The sequence below is a fragment of the Cryobacterium sp. Hz9 genome, from assembly GCF_004402825.1.
GTDB classification, from domain to species: Bacteria; Actinomycetota; Actinomycetes; order Actinomycetales; family Microbacteriaceae; genus Cryobacterium; species Cryobacterium gelidum.
Window position 1 is genome coordinate 272,432 of the sequence record NZ_SOFC01000022.1, and the last position, 15,513, is coordinate 287,944.

The window sequence follows — 15,513 nt, forward strand, 5'->3', positions numbered from 1 at the left end:
TTACTAGAACCGCTCCCAGTTTCGCCCGGTTCTCGTGCCGTCAGCGTTACCAGCGTGACCACACGCAGCACAGCTTTCGACAAGGAGGACGAATGCGCACATCATTTCGCCGAAGCGCGGTGGCCCTGGCCGCCGCCGCGGTACTGCTCACAGCCGGTTGCACGGCGACCGATTCGGGGGGTGCGTCCGGGGTCGTTGAGCTCAACTACTGGGCCTGGGCGCCCAACCTCGACCAGGTCGTTGACATCTGGAACGAAGAAAACCCCGACATTCAGGTCACCGTCCAGAAACAAGACGGCGGCGACCCGGCCATCACCAAACTCCTGACGGCGATCAAAGCCGGCAGCGGTGCTCCCGACCTGATTCAGGCCGAGTACCAGAAGATTCCGACCCTGGTTTCGGCCGACGCCCTCGCCGACATCTCGGCTCAAGGCGCCGGAGATATCGAGAGCAACTTCGCCGATGGTGTCTGGGATGCCGTCACGCTCGGCAGCGATGCCGTCTACGCGATCCCGCAAGACAGCGGCCCGATGATGTTCTACTATCGTGCCGACGTGTTCGAACAACTGGGCCTTGCTGTTCCCACAACCTGGGACGAATACGCCGATGCAGCGCGGGCCGTTCACGCAGCCGATCCGGCGAACTACCTCGGCACGTTCTCGGCCAACGACGCCGGTTGGTTCACCGGTTTGGCCCAGCAAGCCGGAGCATCTTGGTGGGGCATCGACGGTGACGCCTGGAGCGTCGATATCGACGCAACGCCCACGGAACAGGTCGCCGAATTCTGGGGCGGACTCGTTGAAGAGGGTGTCGTCAACAACACGCCCATGTACACCCCGGAGTGGAATGCCGGCCTCAACAGCGGCACGCAGGTCGGCTGGCTCAGCGCGATCTGGGCACCGGGCGTTCTCGCCGGTAACGCCGCAGACACCGCGGGCAAATGGAAGGCTGCCCCGATGCCGCAGTGGGATGCCTCCGCACCGGCAACCGGCAACTGGGGTGGCTCGTCCACCGGCGTGACAACTCAGTCCGAACATCCCGCAGAAGCGGTCAAGTTTGCCACCTGGCTGAATACCGACCCGGATGCCGTCGCCGCTTTGGTGACCACGGCGAACATCTACCCGGCCGACACGGCCGCGGCCGCCGCAGCCCTCACCGCGCCGCCGGAGTTCTTCAGCAACCAGCCCGACTTCTATGACGTCGCGGCCGAGGTTGCGCAGACCGTGGCTCCCTTCACCTACGGGCCGAACGTCAACGTGGCATACAGCGCCTACAACGATGAATTCGCCAAGGCAGCGGAATCGAAGCAGCAGGCTCGGTTCATCGAGGCCGTAGCGGCCATGCAGAAAATCACCATCGACGATATGAAGAAGAGCGGCTTCACCGTCAAATAATCTGCACCGTTAAAAAGCCTGCACCACCAAATAACCTGCACCACCAAATAACCTGCACCACCAAATAACACGGAGGGGAGGGCCGCCAGCGGCCCTCCCCTCCCTTCCATCTCTTTTTTTATTGAGGACATCTCGTGACCGTGATCGAGGCACCGAAGCCCGTGGTCCGCGCCGAATACCGGCCGGCAGCACGGCGCAGTAATTTTCGCCAGCGTGTGCTGGTTCCCTACCTCATGTTGGCGCCGGGCATCATTCTGTTCGTCCTGTTCATGGCTGCGCCTATTATCTACACGCTGTTCCTGAGCTTTCAGAAGTCTCAGGTCAGCGGCCTGGGTCTGGGGTCTGGTTCCCGCACGACCACCTTCGCCGGGCTCGACAACTACATTGCGTCCCTGTCCAACCCGGAATTCGCGGCCAGTGCCGGACGCGTATTGCTCTACGGCGTGATCCTCATCCCGGTGATGCTCGGACTGGCCCTGCTGTTCGCCCTGCTGCTTGATTCGCGGCGCACGAGGGGCAGCAACTTCTCCCGAACGGCGATATTCCTGCCGTACGCTGTGCCGGCCGTCATCAGCTCGCTGCTCTGGGGGTTTCTCTACCTCCCGGCGGTGAGCCCGTTTTACTTCGTCTTCGACAAGCTGGGCTGGGACGTTCCCTCGCTCCTGGCCTCATCGGCTGTCATCTTTGCCATCTCCAACATCGCACTCTGGGGCGGCGTCGGATTCAACATGATTGTCATCTACACGTCACTGAAAGCCGTGCCGACCGACATTTACGAGGCAGCCAAGCTGGACGGATGCTCGGAGGTGCAGATCGCCTGGCGCATCAAAATTCCGATAATCACCCCGGCCATCGTGATGACAGCACTGTTCTCCATGGTCGCCACCCTGCAGGTATTCGCGGAGCCGACCACGCTGCGCCCGCTGACCAACAGTCTCTCCACCAGCTGGTCACCGCTCATGCTCGTGTACCGCGACGCCTTCACCCGTGACGACATCTACTCGGCGGCCGCGACATCAATCGTGATCGCCCTCGTGACTTTCGCCATCTCGTTCCTGTTTCTGCGCGTCGTGCAGAAGCGCGCATTCGGACAGGAGGACTAGACGTGGCCAAAACACGTGTATTCCGTCAGAAACCCAGTTACGTATCGACCAGCATCCTGTTGATCGGTGCCGCCTATTGCCTGTTCCCCGTGTTCTGGGTGGTCATGGCCGCCAGCAAAGATAGCTCCGAACTATTCTCGACTTTCACACTCATGCCCAGTACGCACCTCTGGGACAACATCGTCGAACTCAGCGCTTATCGAGACGGCCTGTACTGGCGGTGGGTGCTGAACACCGCACTGTACGCGGGCATAGGGGCGCTGGCCTCCACCTGGGTATCAGCGATATCCGGATATGTACTGGCCAAGTTTGCCTTCCCCGGCAAGGGCAAGGTCTTTGCGGTGCTGCTGATGGGCGTCCTCGTGCCCGGGGTCATCCTGGCCATCCCGCAGTACTTCCTGCTCGCGCAGGTCGGCTTGACCAACACCTACTGGTCGGTGCTGCTGCCGCAAATCATCAGTCCATACGGTATCTACCTCGCCCGCATCTACGCGGCGGCCGCGGTGCCGAACGACATGATCGAAGCGGCCCGCACCGAGGGGGCCGGTGAGCTCTACGTCTTCAACCGCATCGCCTTGCCGATGATGGCTCCCGGTCTCGTGACGATCTTCCTGTTCCAGTTCGTGGCCGTGTGGAACAACTTCATGCTCCCGTACATCATGCTGGGCAACGACGCGCTGTACCCCGTCACGGTGGGTCTCAGCGGACTGCTGAACCAGGGGGCGACCGCGCCGGCCATGTACACACTCGTGATTACCGGGGCACTTCTCTCGATCATTCCACTGGTTGTTCTGTTCCTCGTGCTGCAGCGGTACTGGAAAGTCGACCTGGCCGCGGGCGCGGTCAAGGCCTGACGGTCGTTAGGCTGTGACCGTGAGTATCCCCCCCGCCAAACGGCGCCCGACCATAGACGACGTTGCGTCGACGGCTGGGGTGTCTCGTGGCACGGTATCGCGGGTTCTCAACGGTGGACACTGGGTGAGTCCGGATTCCCTGGCCGCTGTGAACGCAGCGATCAAGAAAACCGGCTACCGCGTAAACCCGCACGCTCGCAGCCTGGCTACCAGCCGGGCTAATTCGGTCGCCTTCCTGCTCTCCGAAACTCACGATCGATTGTTTGAAGACCCTAACTTTGCCGCCCTCATGCAGGGCGCATCGACGGCGCTCGCCGCACGGGATATTTCCCTGGTCCTGATCATGGCCGGCACCGTCGACGAGCAGCGACGGGCCACGGAATTCATCAACGCGGGCCACGTTGACGGAGTTCTTCTGGTCTCCTCGCACAGCACGCGAAGCGGCTTGATCTCGGACATCGTCGCGGCCAATATTCCCGCCATCGCCTGCGGGGTGCCGTTGGGGTTCGAAAGGAAGATGGGGTACGTCGCGGCGGATGACTACAACGGCGCCCGGGAGATGATCGGCTATCTCGGGTCGCATGGTCGGCGGCGGATCGCGACCATTGCGGGCCCGGATGACACCTCGGGCGGGCGGCGCCGGCTCGATGCCTATATTGCCGAGCAGGGCGCGGCTTATGAACCGAGCATGGTGGCTCGTGGCGACTACAGCCGGGCCAGCGGCGCGGCGGCCATGACCGAGTTGCTGAGCCGGCATCCAGACCTCGATGCCGTGTTCGCCGCCAATGACATGATGGCAGCGGGAGCGATCGATGTACTGACCAATGCGGGGCGTCGAGTGCCGCACGACGTAGCCGTCGCCGGATTCGACGACGCACCCATCGCCACATCGATGGACCCACAGCTGACGACGATGCGTCAGCCCTTCGGCCGGATCAGCGAGGAAATGGTGCGCCTGCTGCTCCGCGTCATCGACGGGGAACGACCCGCCACCATAATTCTCCCGACCGATCTCATCATCCGCGCGTCCGCGTAGCGGCACAGGGCCAAACGGCTCAGGATCGCACTCCGGTCGCGCACTCGCACGAGGTCGCGCACACCTTTCGCGGCCGGACTGCCGCGTGGCCGTAGGCTGAACGAATGCGAGCAGCCACCGGGATTCAATACGAACTGACGGCAACGACCCCGAGCGGCATCGCACGGGCCATTGTCACGGAGGTCGCGGCCGGACTGCGGGCATATTCCGTGAATGGCATAGATCTCGTGGAGACGTTCAGCGAGGCCGTTCAGCCGCCAATGGCGGCGGGTATCGTGCTCGTGCCCTGGCCCAATCGCATTCGCGACGGCAAATGGACTCAAGACGGGGTCACCCGGCAGCTTGCGATCACCGAGCCGGGCAAACAGAATGCCAGCCACGGACTGCTGCGATTCACTCCCTATCGTGAGCTGTCACGAACCAGCGACACGGTGACCCTGGCCGCGACCGTGTTTCCGCAGTCCGGCTACCCGTTTCACGTCGAGACCGAGGTGACTTACGAGCTCACTTCGAGCGGCCTCGACGTCACGCACCGGGTGCGCAACGTCGGAGCGGAACCGGCGCCGGTGGCCGTGGGGGCGCATCCATTTCTGAAAATCGGGGATGTACCCACGGCCGACCTCGTTCTACAGGTGGCCGCATCGAAGCACATCGATGTCGACGAGCGGCTCAATGCGGTCGGTGAGTCCCCGGTAGACGGCACACGGTTTGACCTCCGCTCTGGTGTCGTTGTGGGCGACCTCGACCTGGATGACGGCTTCGGCGGTGTGATCGCGACGGGCGGCCGCTGCGAGCATTCCCTCACCGCGGCGGATGGCCGCAGCCTCACCCTGTGGGGTGATGAGAACATGCGCTACGTGCAGGTGTTCACTCCGCGCATCTTTCCGGTATCGAACGGCGCGACGAACAAATCAGGTGTGCCCGTGCGCGGCCTGGCCATCGCGATCGAGCCGATGACGGCTCCCGCCAACGCTTTCAACTCCGGTGCCGGCCTGCACTGGGTCGCACCGGGGGAACAGTGGGTCGTGCGCTGGGGGATCCGTCACGCTGGTTTTGAGCTGTCGGCCTGCGTGAGCGAACGCTGTCCGACCACGCCGACCAGTTCGGCGAGTACCCGACGCACCGACGCACGCGCGAGCGTTTCCGGGCGGCTCAATACATCGATTCGCCGTCCAACTGGCAGGTCGCGAAACGGCACGAGCACCACACCGTCTCCCGCGCGCGGCGCCATGGTGTACCGCGGCAGCAGAGCAATCGCGGCTCCGGTAGCCACAATCGAGGCCGCTACGAAGAACTCATTGATGCGGTGCACGATGCGCAACGGCTGACCGGCCGCAGCGGCGACCATGTTCACCGCCTCGGCGAGCGGAAAACCGGTGTGTCCGGTGACCCAGGGCTCGTGGCGGATATCGTCGATCGACACTGACGCACGGCCGGCGAGCGGATGCCCGATCGGCACGGCCACGTCGAGCGGCTCAAACAACAGCGGAGTGACCGCGACCGTGTTCGGCCAGACGGGGTCGTGGGGAACCCGGTGCGCGATGACCAGGTCATAGTCGGCCACGAGCACGGGAAAGCGTTCCCGTGGTACATCCTCGTCGCCACAGCCCACGGTTGGCCCGCCGATCTCGTGCAGGCGGTTCAGCAGCGGGCCGAACCAGGCGAGACCGGCGCTGTGGAACGCGCTCACGGTCACTGGCAAGCTGGCGTCGTGCTGAAACCGCGCGACGGCCTCATCGGCCCGCGCCATCGCCGTCGATACGTCGGCGGCGGCCAACGCCAGAGCCGCACCGGCCGGCGTCAACCCGAGCACCCGACCGCGCTTCTCGGTGAGCGGAACGCCGGCCCGCCGTTGGAGGGCACTGAGCTGCTGGGAGACCGCCGACGACGAAATGTGCAGCGCCCGGGCCACCGCAGCGACACTTCCGCGCTCGCCGAGTTCCCGCAGTACGGCCAGCTGACGCAATTCCATAAGCTCAGGCTAAAGCATTTGTTCAAGAAGTGACATCTAGACTTAACGGATGCCGCCCAGCACCATTGCCTCATGACCATCACGCCGACCCGCCGCATTTCGGCCCGCCGTGCGCTGCTGCCGCACCTCGGGCGCTACCGCGTCGACCTCGTGCTGCTGCTCGTGGCCGCGGTCTGGGGCGGCAGCTACCTCAGCGCGAAGATACTCACCGAGCAGGCGAGTGTGTCGGCCGTGCTCGCGCTCCGGTTTCTGGTGGCGGCCGTTGCCCTGCTGATCGTGTGGGTGCTGCGACGCGAACGACTGCCGCCCCGGCGTGCGCTCGGGGTGGGCCTGCTGCTCGGGGTGACCCAGGCGAGCATCCTGTGGCTAGAGACCCAGGGCGTGGCGTTCACGTCGGCCACGAATGCGGGGCTCATCATCAGCCTCACGATCATCGTCACACCGGTGCTGGAGTCGCTCGCTGCCCGGCGTTGGCTGCCGCGTCCATTCTTCGTAGCCGCGGTGCTTGCGGTGGTCGGGGTCGCACTACTCGTCTCAGGCAGCGGATTTGCGCAGCCCAACCTGGGTGATCTTCTCATTCTCGCGGCGGCGCTCGTGCGCTCCCTGCACGTGACCATGATGGGCCACCTCACCCGCGGCCGCAGCGACAGCACCATCACGCTCACGCTCCTGCAGGCGCTCGTCGGGGCGGTCGTCTTCACGGTGTTTGACCTTCCCGGCCTCGCCCTGGCCGTCAAGACCTTCGACGTGGCAGCGTGGATCGGCGTGGTCTATCTCGGCCTGGCCTGCAGCGTGTTCGCATTCCTGGCGCAGATGTGGGCGATTCGCCGCACGTCCGCGGCCCGTGCGAGCCTGCTCATGGGCACCGAACCGATCTGGGCGGTGCTCGTAGGAGTGTCGATCGGCAGCGAAACACTGGGTTTTGTCGGCGCGGCCGGGGCCGTTCTGATCATTGCGGGAACCTTCTGGGGTCAACGCATCGAGGCCGGTCATCGCCGCGGTTCGGCCGGCCCGGACTAGCCGACTCTCCGCCGGCGGGCTACCGCTCGCGAACGCTGGATTCTGGTCGCAGGTCGAGGCGGCGCAGCAGTTGCGCGTTGACGGCGACGACGACGGTCGACACCGACATGAGCAGCGCGCCGATCTCCATCGGCAGCACAAACCCGATCGGCGCGAGCACCCCGGCAGCGAGCGGAACCGACAGCAGGTTGTAGCCAGCGGCCCACCAGAGGTTCTGCTTCATCTTGCGATAGCTTGCCCGGGAAAGTTCGATCACCGAGAGGACCGAACGCGGGTCGTCACTCGCGAGGATGACGCCCGCCGATGCGATCGCCACGTCGGTTCCGGCGCCGATGGCGATGCCGACATCGGCCTGGGCCAGGGCCGGTGCGTCGTTGACGCCATCACCGACCATCGCCACCCGGCGGTCCTCCTGCTGCAGCTCGATGACCTTGCGCGACTTGTCCTCCGGGTGCACGCCGGCGAAAACCCGGTCGATGCCGAGTTCGGCGGCCACCGAACGGGCCACCGCCTCGGCGTCGCCGGTGATCATGACAACCTCGATGCCGAGTCGGTGTAGCGCTCCCACAGCCTGCCGCGACTCCTCGCGAATCGCATCGGCAAGGCCGATCGCGCCGATCACGACGCCGTCACGAAGCACGTGCAGAATGATCGCGCCCTGATTCTGCCATGCCACGGTCTCGGCCAGCGGCCGCGCCCCGTTCTCGTTGAGGAGGCTGGGCCCACCGACACCCACGCGGTGGCCCTCGACCAGCCCGGTCACGCCGATAGCAGCAGTCGTCTGAAACTCGCTTGCCCGCGGCACGGTCAGTTCGCGGCTTCGCGCCGCCGTCACAATGGCGCGGGCCAGCGGATGCTCGCTGTCGCCCTCCACCGCCGCCGCCCACGCGAGCACCTCGTCGCTCGAGAACGCGGTGCCGCCGACGGCAATGTGGCTGACCGTGGGCTCACCCTTGGTGAGCGTGCCGGTCTTGTCGAACAAGACCGTCGTTACCTGCCGCATGCTCTCGAGGGCGAGACGGTCCTTGATCAACACGCCGCCCTTCGCGGCGCGCTCGGTGGCGATCGACACCACCAGCGGAATCGCCAGCCCGAGAGCGTGCGGGCAGGCGATCACGAGCACGGTGATCGTGCGCACGACGGCATCCTGCGGCTGGCCGAGCAGGGTCCAGATGATCGCGGTCACAACTCCGGCGCCGAGCGCGAACCAGAACAGCCAGCCGGCGGCGCGGTCGGCGATGCGCTGCGCCCGCGACGACGAATTCTGCGCCTCGGCGACAAGTCGCTGAATTCCGGCCAGCGCAGTGTCATCGCCGACCGCGCTCACCCGCACCCGCAGGGCCGAGTCGGTCGCGACCGTACCGGCCACGACCTGGTCGCCGCGCGAGCGCCGCACCGGCCGTGATTCGCCGGTGATCATCGATTCGTCGACGTCGGCCGTGCCCTCGGTGATCCGTCCGTCGGCCGGCACCCGCCCGCCCGGCCGCACCACGACGAGGTCGCCCAGCACCAGGTCGCTCGGGGAGACTACGACGATCTCGTCACCCGAAACCCGTTCGGCCTCGTCGGGCAGTAGCGCGGCGAGAGATTCCAGTGCAGTGGATGTCTGCGCCAGCGACCGCATCTCGATCCAGTGGCCGAGCAGCATGATCACGATCAGCAGCGCGAGCTCCCACCAAAAGTCGAGCTCGGCATCGATGACGCCGAGACTCGCGCCCCAGGAAGCAAGGAACGCGACCGTGATCGCCAGGGCGATCAGCAGCATCATGCCGGGCTTCCGTGCTTTCAGTTCAGACACCGCTCCGCCCAGGAAAGGTCGTCCGCCCCAGACATACATGACGGTTCCGAGCACGGGGGAGATCCAAGTCACGCCCGCGATGCTCGGAAGCGCATACCCGAGGAGCGCCCCGAACATGTGGCTGAACGCCACCACGGGCACCGCGATGACGAGCATGGTCCAGAACAGGCGCCGGAACTGCCCGACGTGATCGCCGTGCCCGGCGTGGTTCATGGCGCCGTGGTTCATGGCCGCGTGTTCCGGCGCCAGGTGGTTCGTTCTGTCGTGCGTGCTGTGGTTCGAGTTGGGCCGTGTCATGTCACTCCTCGATTTTCGAATCTGCTGATATCCTCGGAGTATACCCCCTAAGGGTATATCCGTATCTCAATCCCACTGCCGACGAGCACCGTTGGCGTTGCCGACCGACCGTTCGAGCGGAACACGCATGAATGGGCACCACTCGGCCGCCCAATCGGGCAGGCTTGAGTCATGGCGCAGAGCATATCCACGGCACCCCCCGCCGACTCCCCGAACGACAACGCCCGCCGCACCGCGCTGAAACGCATGAAACGGCTCGCGGCGGGGCTTCTCGTCCTCATGGCCGTCATCTTCGCGGTGTCCTTCGCCCTGGCAGGCCGCTACCCCTGGCTGGATTACGTGCGCGCCGCCGCCGAGGGCGGCATGGTCGGCGCCATTGCCGACTGGTTCGCCGTGACCGCCCTGTTTCGCTACCCGCTCGGCCTGCGCATTCCGCACACCAATATCATTGCCAACCGAAAAGACGAGATCGGCGCGAGCCTCGGCGAATTCGTCGAGACCAACTTTCTCTCCGAGAGCGTCATTCGCGGCAAGCTCGAATCGATCGATGTCTCCCATCGTGTCGGCGTGTGGCTTCGCAATCCGCGCAATGCAGAAAAACTCACCGACGAGCTGGCCGTCGTTGGCCAGGGCCTGCTCAACCTGCTCGGTGATGACGCGATCAAGAATCTCATCGAATCCGTCGCTCGGGAGCACCTGGTCAAGCCCGAATGGGGCCCGAGTGTCGGCCGGGTGGGGGATCGCCTGGTCACGAGCGGGCAGCAGCACGCGGCCGTCGACCTGCTGCTCGACCGCGCGGACGGCTGGCTGCGTGCCCACCCGGAAGCATTCGGTCGGGTGGTGTCGCAGCGGCTGCCGACCTGGCTGCCCGGTTTCGTCGACAAGCTCGTCGACGACAAGGCCTACCGCGAGGTGCTGGCCTTCGTGGCGTCGGCGCGGGGTGACCGGCAGCATCCGGTACGGCGGGCCCTCGACGAGTACCTGGGCGAGGTCATGCATGACCTGCAATATGAACCCGTGATGATCGCCCGGGTAGAAAAGCTCAAGGCCGAGGTGCTCGACAACGCCAGGCTGCGTGAAATTGCCGGTGACACCTGGGAGGCGATCAAGGTCTCCCTCACCGACGCCCTCGATGACCCGACGAGCGCGCTGCGGACGGGCATCCGTTCGACTTTGAACGATGTCGGTGGCCGTCTCATAGCGGATGCCGCTCTCGACTCCCGTATCAACCGCTGGATTGCCGACACGGCCAGCTATCTCGTGGCCAACTATCGCCACGAGATCGCCGGTGTGATCACCGAGACCGTGGAGCGCTGGCCCGCCGAAGAGACGGCGACGAAGATCGAGCTGCAGGTGGGCCGCGACCTGCAGTTCATTCGCATCAACGGGACCGTGGTCGGCGCCCTCGCTGGCCTGATGATTTTCACCCTCGCGCACGCGGTGGCTGCGCTGATCTGAGGCGCATATCCTGCGAATCAGCCGAGAACTAGGATGGTGGTAAAAGGGCTTCCCCCATTCGGGGCAGAATGAGTTTTTCTGCTGTACCCGAAAGGCACCCATGCACGATTTCACCCGGTGGGTGCTCCGCCCATTGATGCGCGTGTGGACGGCGTCCGCCCAGCGCCACGACCGCCACCTGCCCCGGCCGAGTGACGCCCCGCAGGCGCACGCTCCCGGAATCGACAGTGATCGGGTGCTCATCCTCGGCGGCGGACCGGCCGTCGGCTGGGGCGTGCTCAGCCACCAACTCGCCCTGCCCGGCTACCTCGCCCGGGAACTGTCGGTGCTCACCGGTCGCGGAGTCGACATCGACCTGGTGGCCAGTCGCACCATGACGGCGGCGAATGCGCTCACCGCACTGCACGGTCGGAGGCTCAGCCGCTTCGATGCCGTCGTGCTGACGGTTGGCGTCAACGAGGCTCTGGCACTCATGAGCGTGCATGAGTGGCGCACCCGACTCGGCGAACTGCTCCGGGTGCTCGAACAGGAGACTTCGCAAAGTACCAAAATCTACATTCTGGGGGTCGCGCCGATTCGCAGTATCGAGATCTTCAACCTGCCGCTGGGGTTCATCGCCGATCATTCCGCAGCAGACCTCAACCGGGTCAGCGCGCAGCTCGCGGCTGAGGCACCGCGCACCACCTTTCTGCCCTTTTCACCCGCCGCCACGCTCACGCCCGACCGCCACCGCACCCCGGCCGACTACCGGGACTGGTCCCTGCTGCTGGCCGGTGCCATGGCCGACACTCTCGATGCGGCACGCCTCGGCATCAACGCCGAACAAATTGGTCAGCGGGCGTCGAATGTGGCCAGCGAGGAGGGCACCCGGCAGGCCGCCGTCGACAGCCTCGGCATTGTCGACACCCCACCGGAAGCCCGGTTCGATGAACTCGTCGCCCTGGCACAGCGACTGTTTGAAACCGAGTCGGCGGTGATCAGCGTCATCGATCGCGATCGTCAATGGCACAAGGCGCGGGTGGGAGTGGCGGCCCCGGAGCTTCCGCGCGCCGACTCGCTCTGCGCCTACACGATTGCCGGAAGTGGACCCTTCGTAGTGGAAGACGCCCAAAAGGACCAGCGGTTCAGCCAGAACCCGCTCGTGCTCGGCGATTCGCTCATCCGCTTCTATGCCGGATTTCCGATCGAATCGCCGTCGGGGGAGCGCATCGGATCGCTGTGCGTCTTCGACCCGGCCCCGCGCTCGCTCGCCGAGGTCGACCAGGTGCTGCTGCGCGAGCTCGCGCTGCTGGTGCAGCGCGAGCTGCGGGTGCCGCCGAGCGGGGATCCGGCACACCTCCCGGTGTAATTGCTGGTGGTCTTCGAGGTGATGCCAGCCAAGCAGATCGCTCGCAGCGCTCTGACGGTCATTTTTCACAGCTGCCGGGTAAGCTCGCGGCGTGAGCGAATCCTTCAGTCAACGCCTCCGGGCCCTCCCGGACTTTCCGAACGATCTCCCGAAATTCGATCCGGCCAGTGCACCGGCCGATTCCGTTGACCTGTTCCTGGAGTGGCTCGAAGCGGCGCTCGCGGATGGGGTACCGCAGCCGCACGCTTTCAGCCTCGCGACGACGACCAAAGCCGGTCAGGTATCGTCCCGCATGATGATTCTGAAGAACATCGACGAGGGAGCCTGGCATTTTGCCAGCACGACAGGCTCCCGCAAAGGCCGGGAACTCACTGCAAACCCGCAGGCCGCCATGAATTTCTACTGGGCGAAATTTGGTCGCCAGGTGCGCGTTAGTGGCGTGGTCACCCTGCTTTCGGCCGAGGCATCCGCTCGCGACTGGGATGAGCGCCCCGGCGCCGACGGCCGCGACAACCCCGATTGGCAGCTTTTTGCCCTGCATCCCACGGAGGTGGAGTTCTGGCAGGCAAGCAGTGATCGCCACCACATTCGCCACCGGTACGTGCTCTAAGGCCGGGCTCAAAACATGCGTTCGCCCGATCTGGCGTGATCGTGGTGGCTGATTCACGAAATTTTACGGGCAGCACCACTTTTTACCAGTCGCATCGATGCGGGCGCCGTCGGCACATCAGCGCATGCACGTGCGCACCGAACCTGTGGGAGTTTGACGCCAGGGCTACCGCGCCGCAGTGTACTCCTCGGCTGCGGCGCGCAGCCGACCGTGCACTCCGCCGTAGGCTTGAGCCTCCTTCAGAGTCCACTTGGGCAGTTTCGCGACCATCGTATAGTTGGGATCGCATACGTTTGCAGCGGGTGAAAGTCCCATTTGGCTGACCAGCTGGTACGCATCAAGAGTGTCGAGACCGGTCAGGTCGGAAGCCCAGCTCACGAGATCTTTCTGGCTGATCCGAAAGGCGTCCTCCAAGGGCCGCGCTGACCCGGTGCTCATGATGAACTCATCGTTTTCGAGCCGCGGCCACGCCGAGGCACCGCCCTTGATCAGGTCGAGGGCGATAACCGAGTGCATGGCCGATTCGAGTCCGGTGCCACACACCTCGCCCTCGCCCTGGCGCGCGTGACCATCTCCGAGCGACAACATTGCCCCGGCGACATTGACCGGAAGATAAAGAGTCGTCCCGGCTCGCGCTTCCGGTGTGTCCATATTGCCACCGTGGGTGGAAGGCGTCACGACCAACCGAACCTCACCGCCCGCCGGAGCAACACCCACCGTTCCATGCATGGGATCGAGCGGAAGGGCGAGCGTGTAGTCCGAGTTCTTGGCCCGAAACGTCGCCGTCCAGGCATCCAGATCGAGACGATAGAACCATACCCGCTCCTCGAGCGGCTCGTGCAGCATCGCCGTCTCCTGCGTTGCCGAGAGCGCGCCAAAGAGCGGGAAGGTACTCGAGATGGCATACGGGCGCGCCGGGACGATCGAAACAAAATGTACGGCCAGCAGGTCACCGGGTTCCGCACCGACCATTTCGATCGGACCGGAGACCGGATTGAGCTCGTTGAACGGTACGATCTGACTGGGGATGTCTCGGGGGTTCGTTACCCGTCCGCCAAAGCAGTCCTCCGTGCTGACTTCTACGATATCGCCGGGGCGCACGCTCAGTAGGGGGTCACGCCCCCCGAACACATAGGAATACTGTTCGGGGAGGGGAGCGAGCTGGTGCACTGTCATATCGCTACCTCGTCTCAGTCTGTGCAGACTCGACGGGAACAGGGTTGGTCATGCGACCCGATTTGTAGAGTATGACCGCAACCACAATTCCCAGGATCAGCCATGCCACGCCGAGGATCTGGGCGGATACGCGGGCGTTATAGAGCACGAAAGCGAGAACCACGAATCCCAGTACCGGGAAAACCAGGTGCACGAACCAACGCCGGGATTTCTGCCTCCCGATGAACCACCACACGACCGACACATTCAGCAGCAGGAATGCCGTCAAAGCGCCAAAGTTGACCAAAGCAGCGATGGCACCGAGTCCATCCGGCAGAAAAGTCAGGAACAGTCCCAGGATGAGGGAGATCGCGGCGACCAGAAATGTTGCGTTGACCGGTACGCTGTGCTTCTCGCTCACCTTGGCGAGGAATTTGGGCAACTGGCGGTCGCGCGCCATCGCGTAGAGCAGGCGAGACGTCGATGCCTGAGCGACGAGTGCATTGGCAAAACCCCAAGCGATGGCGGTCGAGGCTGCGGTCAGGATGTACATGAACGGTCCGCCAGCGACAGCGGCCGCCTCGTAGAAGGCCACTCCCGTCGGGTCGCCGTTCGCGATGAGGGCTGCAGGGTCTTCCACCAGCATTGAGGCGACCCAAGTCTGTGCGATGAACAAAACGCCCAGCAGACATAGCGCGGCGATCATCGAGCGACCGAGAGATTTGCTGCTGCCGCTGTTTTCTTCGGCCAGGGTGGAGATTCCGTCGAAGCCCAGGAACGACAACACGGCGATGGAAGCGGCGCCGAATAGCAGTGGAAGGGAGAAAGTATCCGCATTGTAGAACGCGTCGAGGCTGAATCCCTGGCCTTTGCCCTGCGAGATGGCGACAATGCCGACAACCAGAAAGATGGCGAGCACCAAAAGTTCGAGCACCAGCATGACGCGGATCACGACGGCGGCAAGGTGGATGCCCAGGTAGTTGATCACCGTGTTGAGCGCCACGAAGAGGATCAGCCACAGCCAAATTGGAATCTGGCTGATAATTCCGTTCATCGCGATGGCAGCGACAAAGTAGAGCAGGGTCGGAATGAGGATGTAGTCAAGCAGGATCATCCAACCGGCGATGAAGCCGACGGGACGGTTGATCCCGCGACCGGCGTAGGTGTAAACGGACCCGGCCATCGGGAAGGCCTGGGCCATTTGTGAGTACGAATTGGCCGAGAACATCATGGCGACCAACGCGATGATGTACGCGACCGGCGGCATTCCGCCCGAGTCGTGGAAGACACCGCCGAAAATAGCGAAAGGTGCGATCGGTACCATGAAAATCAAGCCGTAAATAATGAGGTCGCTGAAGGTCAGCGTTCTCTTCAGCTCCTGCTTGTAGCCAAATTGTTCGATCCCGGAAGTGGCCGTGCCAAGAGGGTTGGTCGTGGTGCTCACGCGTGATCCAATCGTCGTCAAAAA

Annotated in this window: 12 protein-coding genes and 1 pseudogene; 9 read left to right on the forward strand and 4 right to left on the reverse strand. The window is 64.3% G+C overall.

Annotated features, from left to right (window positions below):
- The first annotated feature begins 92 nt into the window (after nucleotides 1-92).
- From E3N85_RS12300 to E3N85_RS12320, 5 genes and pseudogenes are all read left to right on the forward strand, one after another.
- A complete protein-coding gene (locus tag E3N85_RS12300; protein WP_134463558.1) occupies nucleotides 93-1,394 on the forward strand; it encodes an ABC transporter substrate-binding protein in 1,302 nt (433 codons plus the stop codon).
- A 134-nt stretch (nucleotides 1,395-1,528) separates the two neighbouring features.
- The gene (locus E3N85_RS12305; protein ID WP_370289269.1) at nucleotides 1,529-2,497 is read left to right on the forward strand and encodes a carbohydrate ABC transporter permease; all 969 of its coding nucleotides are present in this window, start codon (nucleotides 1,529-1,531) and stop codon (nucleotides 2,495-2,497) included.
- 2 nt (nucleotides 2,498-2,499) lie between these two features.
- Nucleotides 2,500-3,351, forward strand: a complete 852-nt coding sequence (locus tag E3N85_RS12310) for a carbohydrate ABC transporter permease (RefSeq protein WP_241978482.1) — start codon at nucleotides 2,500-2,502, stop codon at nucleotides 3,349-3,351.
- 13 nt (nucleotides 3,352-3,364) lie between these two features.
- Nucleotides 3,365-4,387 (forward strand): LacI family DNA-binding transcriptional regulator, encoded by a 1,023-nt coding sequence (locus tag E3N85_RS12315; protein ID WP_134463562.1) that lies wholly within the window; start codon nucleotides 3,365-3,367, stop codon nucleotides 4,385-4,387.
- A gap of 104 nt (nucleotides 4,388-4,491) precedes the next feature.
- Nucleotides 4,492-5,355 (forward strand): annotated as a pseudogene (locus E3N85_RS12320) (aldose 1-epimerase family protein); the annotation flags it as partial.
- 74 nt (nucleotides 5,356-5,429) lie between these two features.
- On the opposite strand, the gene E3N85_RS12325 reads toward E3N85_RS12320, so the two are convergent.
- Nucleotides 5,430-6,359 carry a LysR family transcriptional regulator gene (locus E3N85_RS12325; RefSeq protein ID WP_134463564.1) on the reverse strand — a complete coding sequence of 310 codons (930 nt, stop codon included), beginning with the start codon at nucleotides 6,357-6,359 and terminating at the stop codon, nucleotides 5,430-5,432.
- A 72-nt stretch (nucleotides 6,360-6,431) separates the two neighbouring features.
- On the opposite strand from E3N85_RS12325, the gene E3N85_RS12330 reads away from it, so the two are divergent.
- Nucleotides 6,432-7,379 carry a DMT family transporter gene (locus E3N85_RS12330; protein WP_134463566.1) on the forward strand — a complete coding sequence of 316 codons (948 nt, stop codon included), beginning with the start codon at nucleotides 6,432-6,434 and terminating at the stop codon, nucleotides 7,377-7,379.
- A gap of 19 nt (nucleotides 7,380-7,398) precedes the next feature.
- Here the strand turns inward: E3N85_RS12330 and E3N85_RS12335 are convergent, their stop codons facing one another.
- A complete protein-coding gene (locus E3N85_RS12335; RefSeq protein WP_134463568.1) occupies nucleotides 7,399-9,474 on the reverse strand; it encodes a heavy metal translocating P-type ATPase in 2,076 nt (691 codons plus the stop codon).
- Between the two features lie 171 nt (nucleotides 9,475-9,645).
- On the opposite strand from E3N85_RS12335, the gene E3N85_RS12340 reads away from it, so the two are divergent.
- The 3 genes from E3N85_RS12340 to E3N85_RS12350 all read left to right on the forward strand — a co-directional run bounded on the left by E3N85_RS12340 (nucleotide 9,646) and on the right by E3N85_RS12350 (nucleotide 12,890).
- Entirely contained in the window at nucleotides 9,646-10,932 is a 1,287-nt protein-coding gene (locus tag E3N85_RS12340) for a DUF445 domain-containing protein (protein WP_134463570.1), read from the forward strand.
- Between the two features lie 100 nt (nucleotides 10,933-11,032).
- Nucleotides 11,033-12,280, forward strand: coding sequence for a GAF domain-containing protein (locus E3N85_RS12345; RefSeq protein WP_134463572.1), 1,248 nt, complete (start codon nucleotides 11,033-11,035; stop codon nucleotides 12,278-12,280).
- A gap of 91 nt (nucleotides 12,281-12,371) precedes the next feature.
- Entirely contained in the window at nucleotides 12,372-12,890 is a 519-nt protein-coding gene (locus E3N85_RS12350; RefSeq protein ID WP_134463574.1) for a pyridoxal 5'-phosphate synthase, read from the forward strand.
- Between the two features lie 165 nt (nucleotides 12,891-13,055).
- Here E3N85_RS12350 and E3N85_RS12355 read toward each other — a convergent pair whose 3' ends face one another.
- Nucleotides 13,056-14,066: an acetamidase/formamidase family protein gene (locus E3N85_RS12355; RefSeq protein WP_134463576.1), complete on the reverse strand. Its 1,011-nt coding sequence runs from the start codon at nucleotides 14,064-14,066 to the stop codon at nucleotides 13,056-13,058.
- A 4-nt stretch (nucleotides 14,067-14,070) separates the two neighbouring features.
- A complete protein-coding gene (locus tag E3N85_RS12360) occupies nucleotides 14,071-15,489 on the reverse strand; it encodes an APC family permease (protein WP_241978483.1) in 1,419 nt (472 codons plus the stop codon).
- Nucleotides 15,490-15,513 lie beyond the last annotated feature (24 nt).

Excerpts from the sequence above, each read along its gene's own strand:
- E3N85_RS12300 (WP_134463558.1), top strand. The coding sequence starts at position 93 with ATGCGCACATCATTTCGCCGAAGCGCGGTGGCCCTGGCCGCCGCCGCG.
- E3N85_RS12325 (WP_134463564.1), bottom strand. The coding sequence starts at position 6,359 with ATGGAATTGCGTCAGCTGGCCGTACTGCGGGAACTCGGCGAGCGCGGA.
- E3N85_RS12330 (WP_134463566.1), top strand. The coding sequence starts at position 6,432 with ATGACCATCACGCCGACCCGCCGCATTTCGGCCCGCCGTGCGCTGCTG.
- E3N85_RS12335 (WP_134463568.1), bottom strand. The coding sequence starts at position 9,474 with ATGACACGGCCCAACTCGAACCACAGCACGCACGACAGAACGAACCAC.
- E3N85_RS12340 (WP_134463570.1), top strand. The coding sequence starts at position 9,646 with ATGGCGCAGAGCATATCCACGGCACCCCCCGCCGACTCCCCGAACGAC.
- E3N85_RS12345 (WP_134463572.1), top strand. The coding sequence starts at position 11,033 with ATGCACGATTTCACCCGGTGGGTGCTCCGCCCATTGATGCGCGTGTGG.
- E3N85_RS12355 (WP_134463576.1), bottom strand. The coding sequence starts at position 14,066 with ATGACAGTGCACCAGCTCGCTCCCCTCCCCGAACAGTATTCCTATGTG.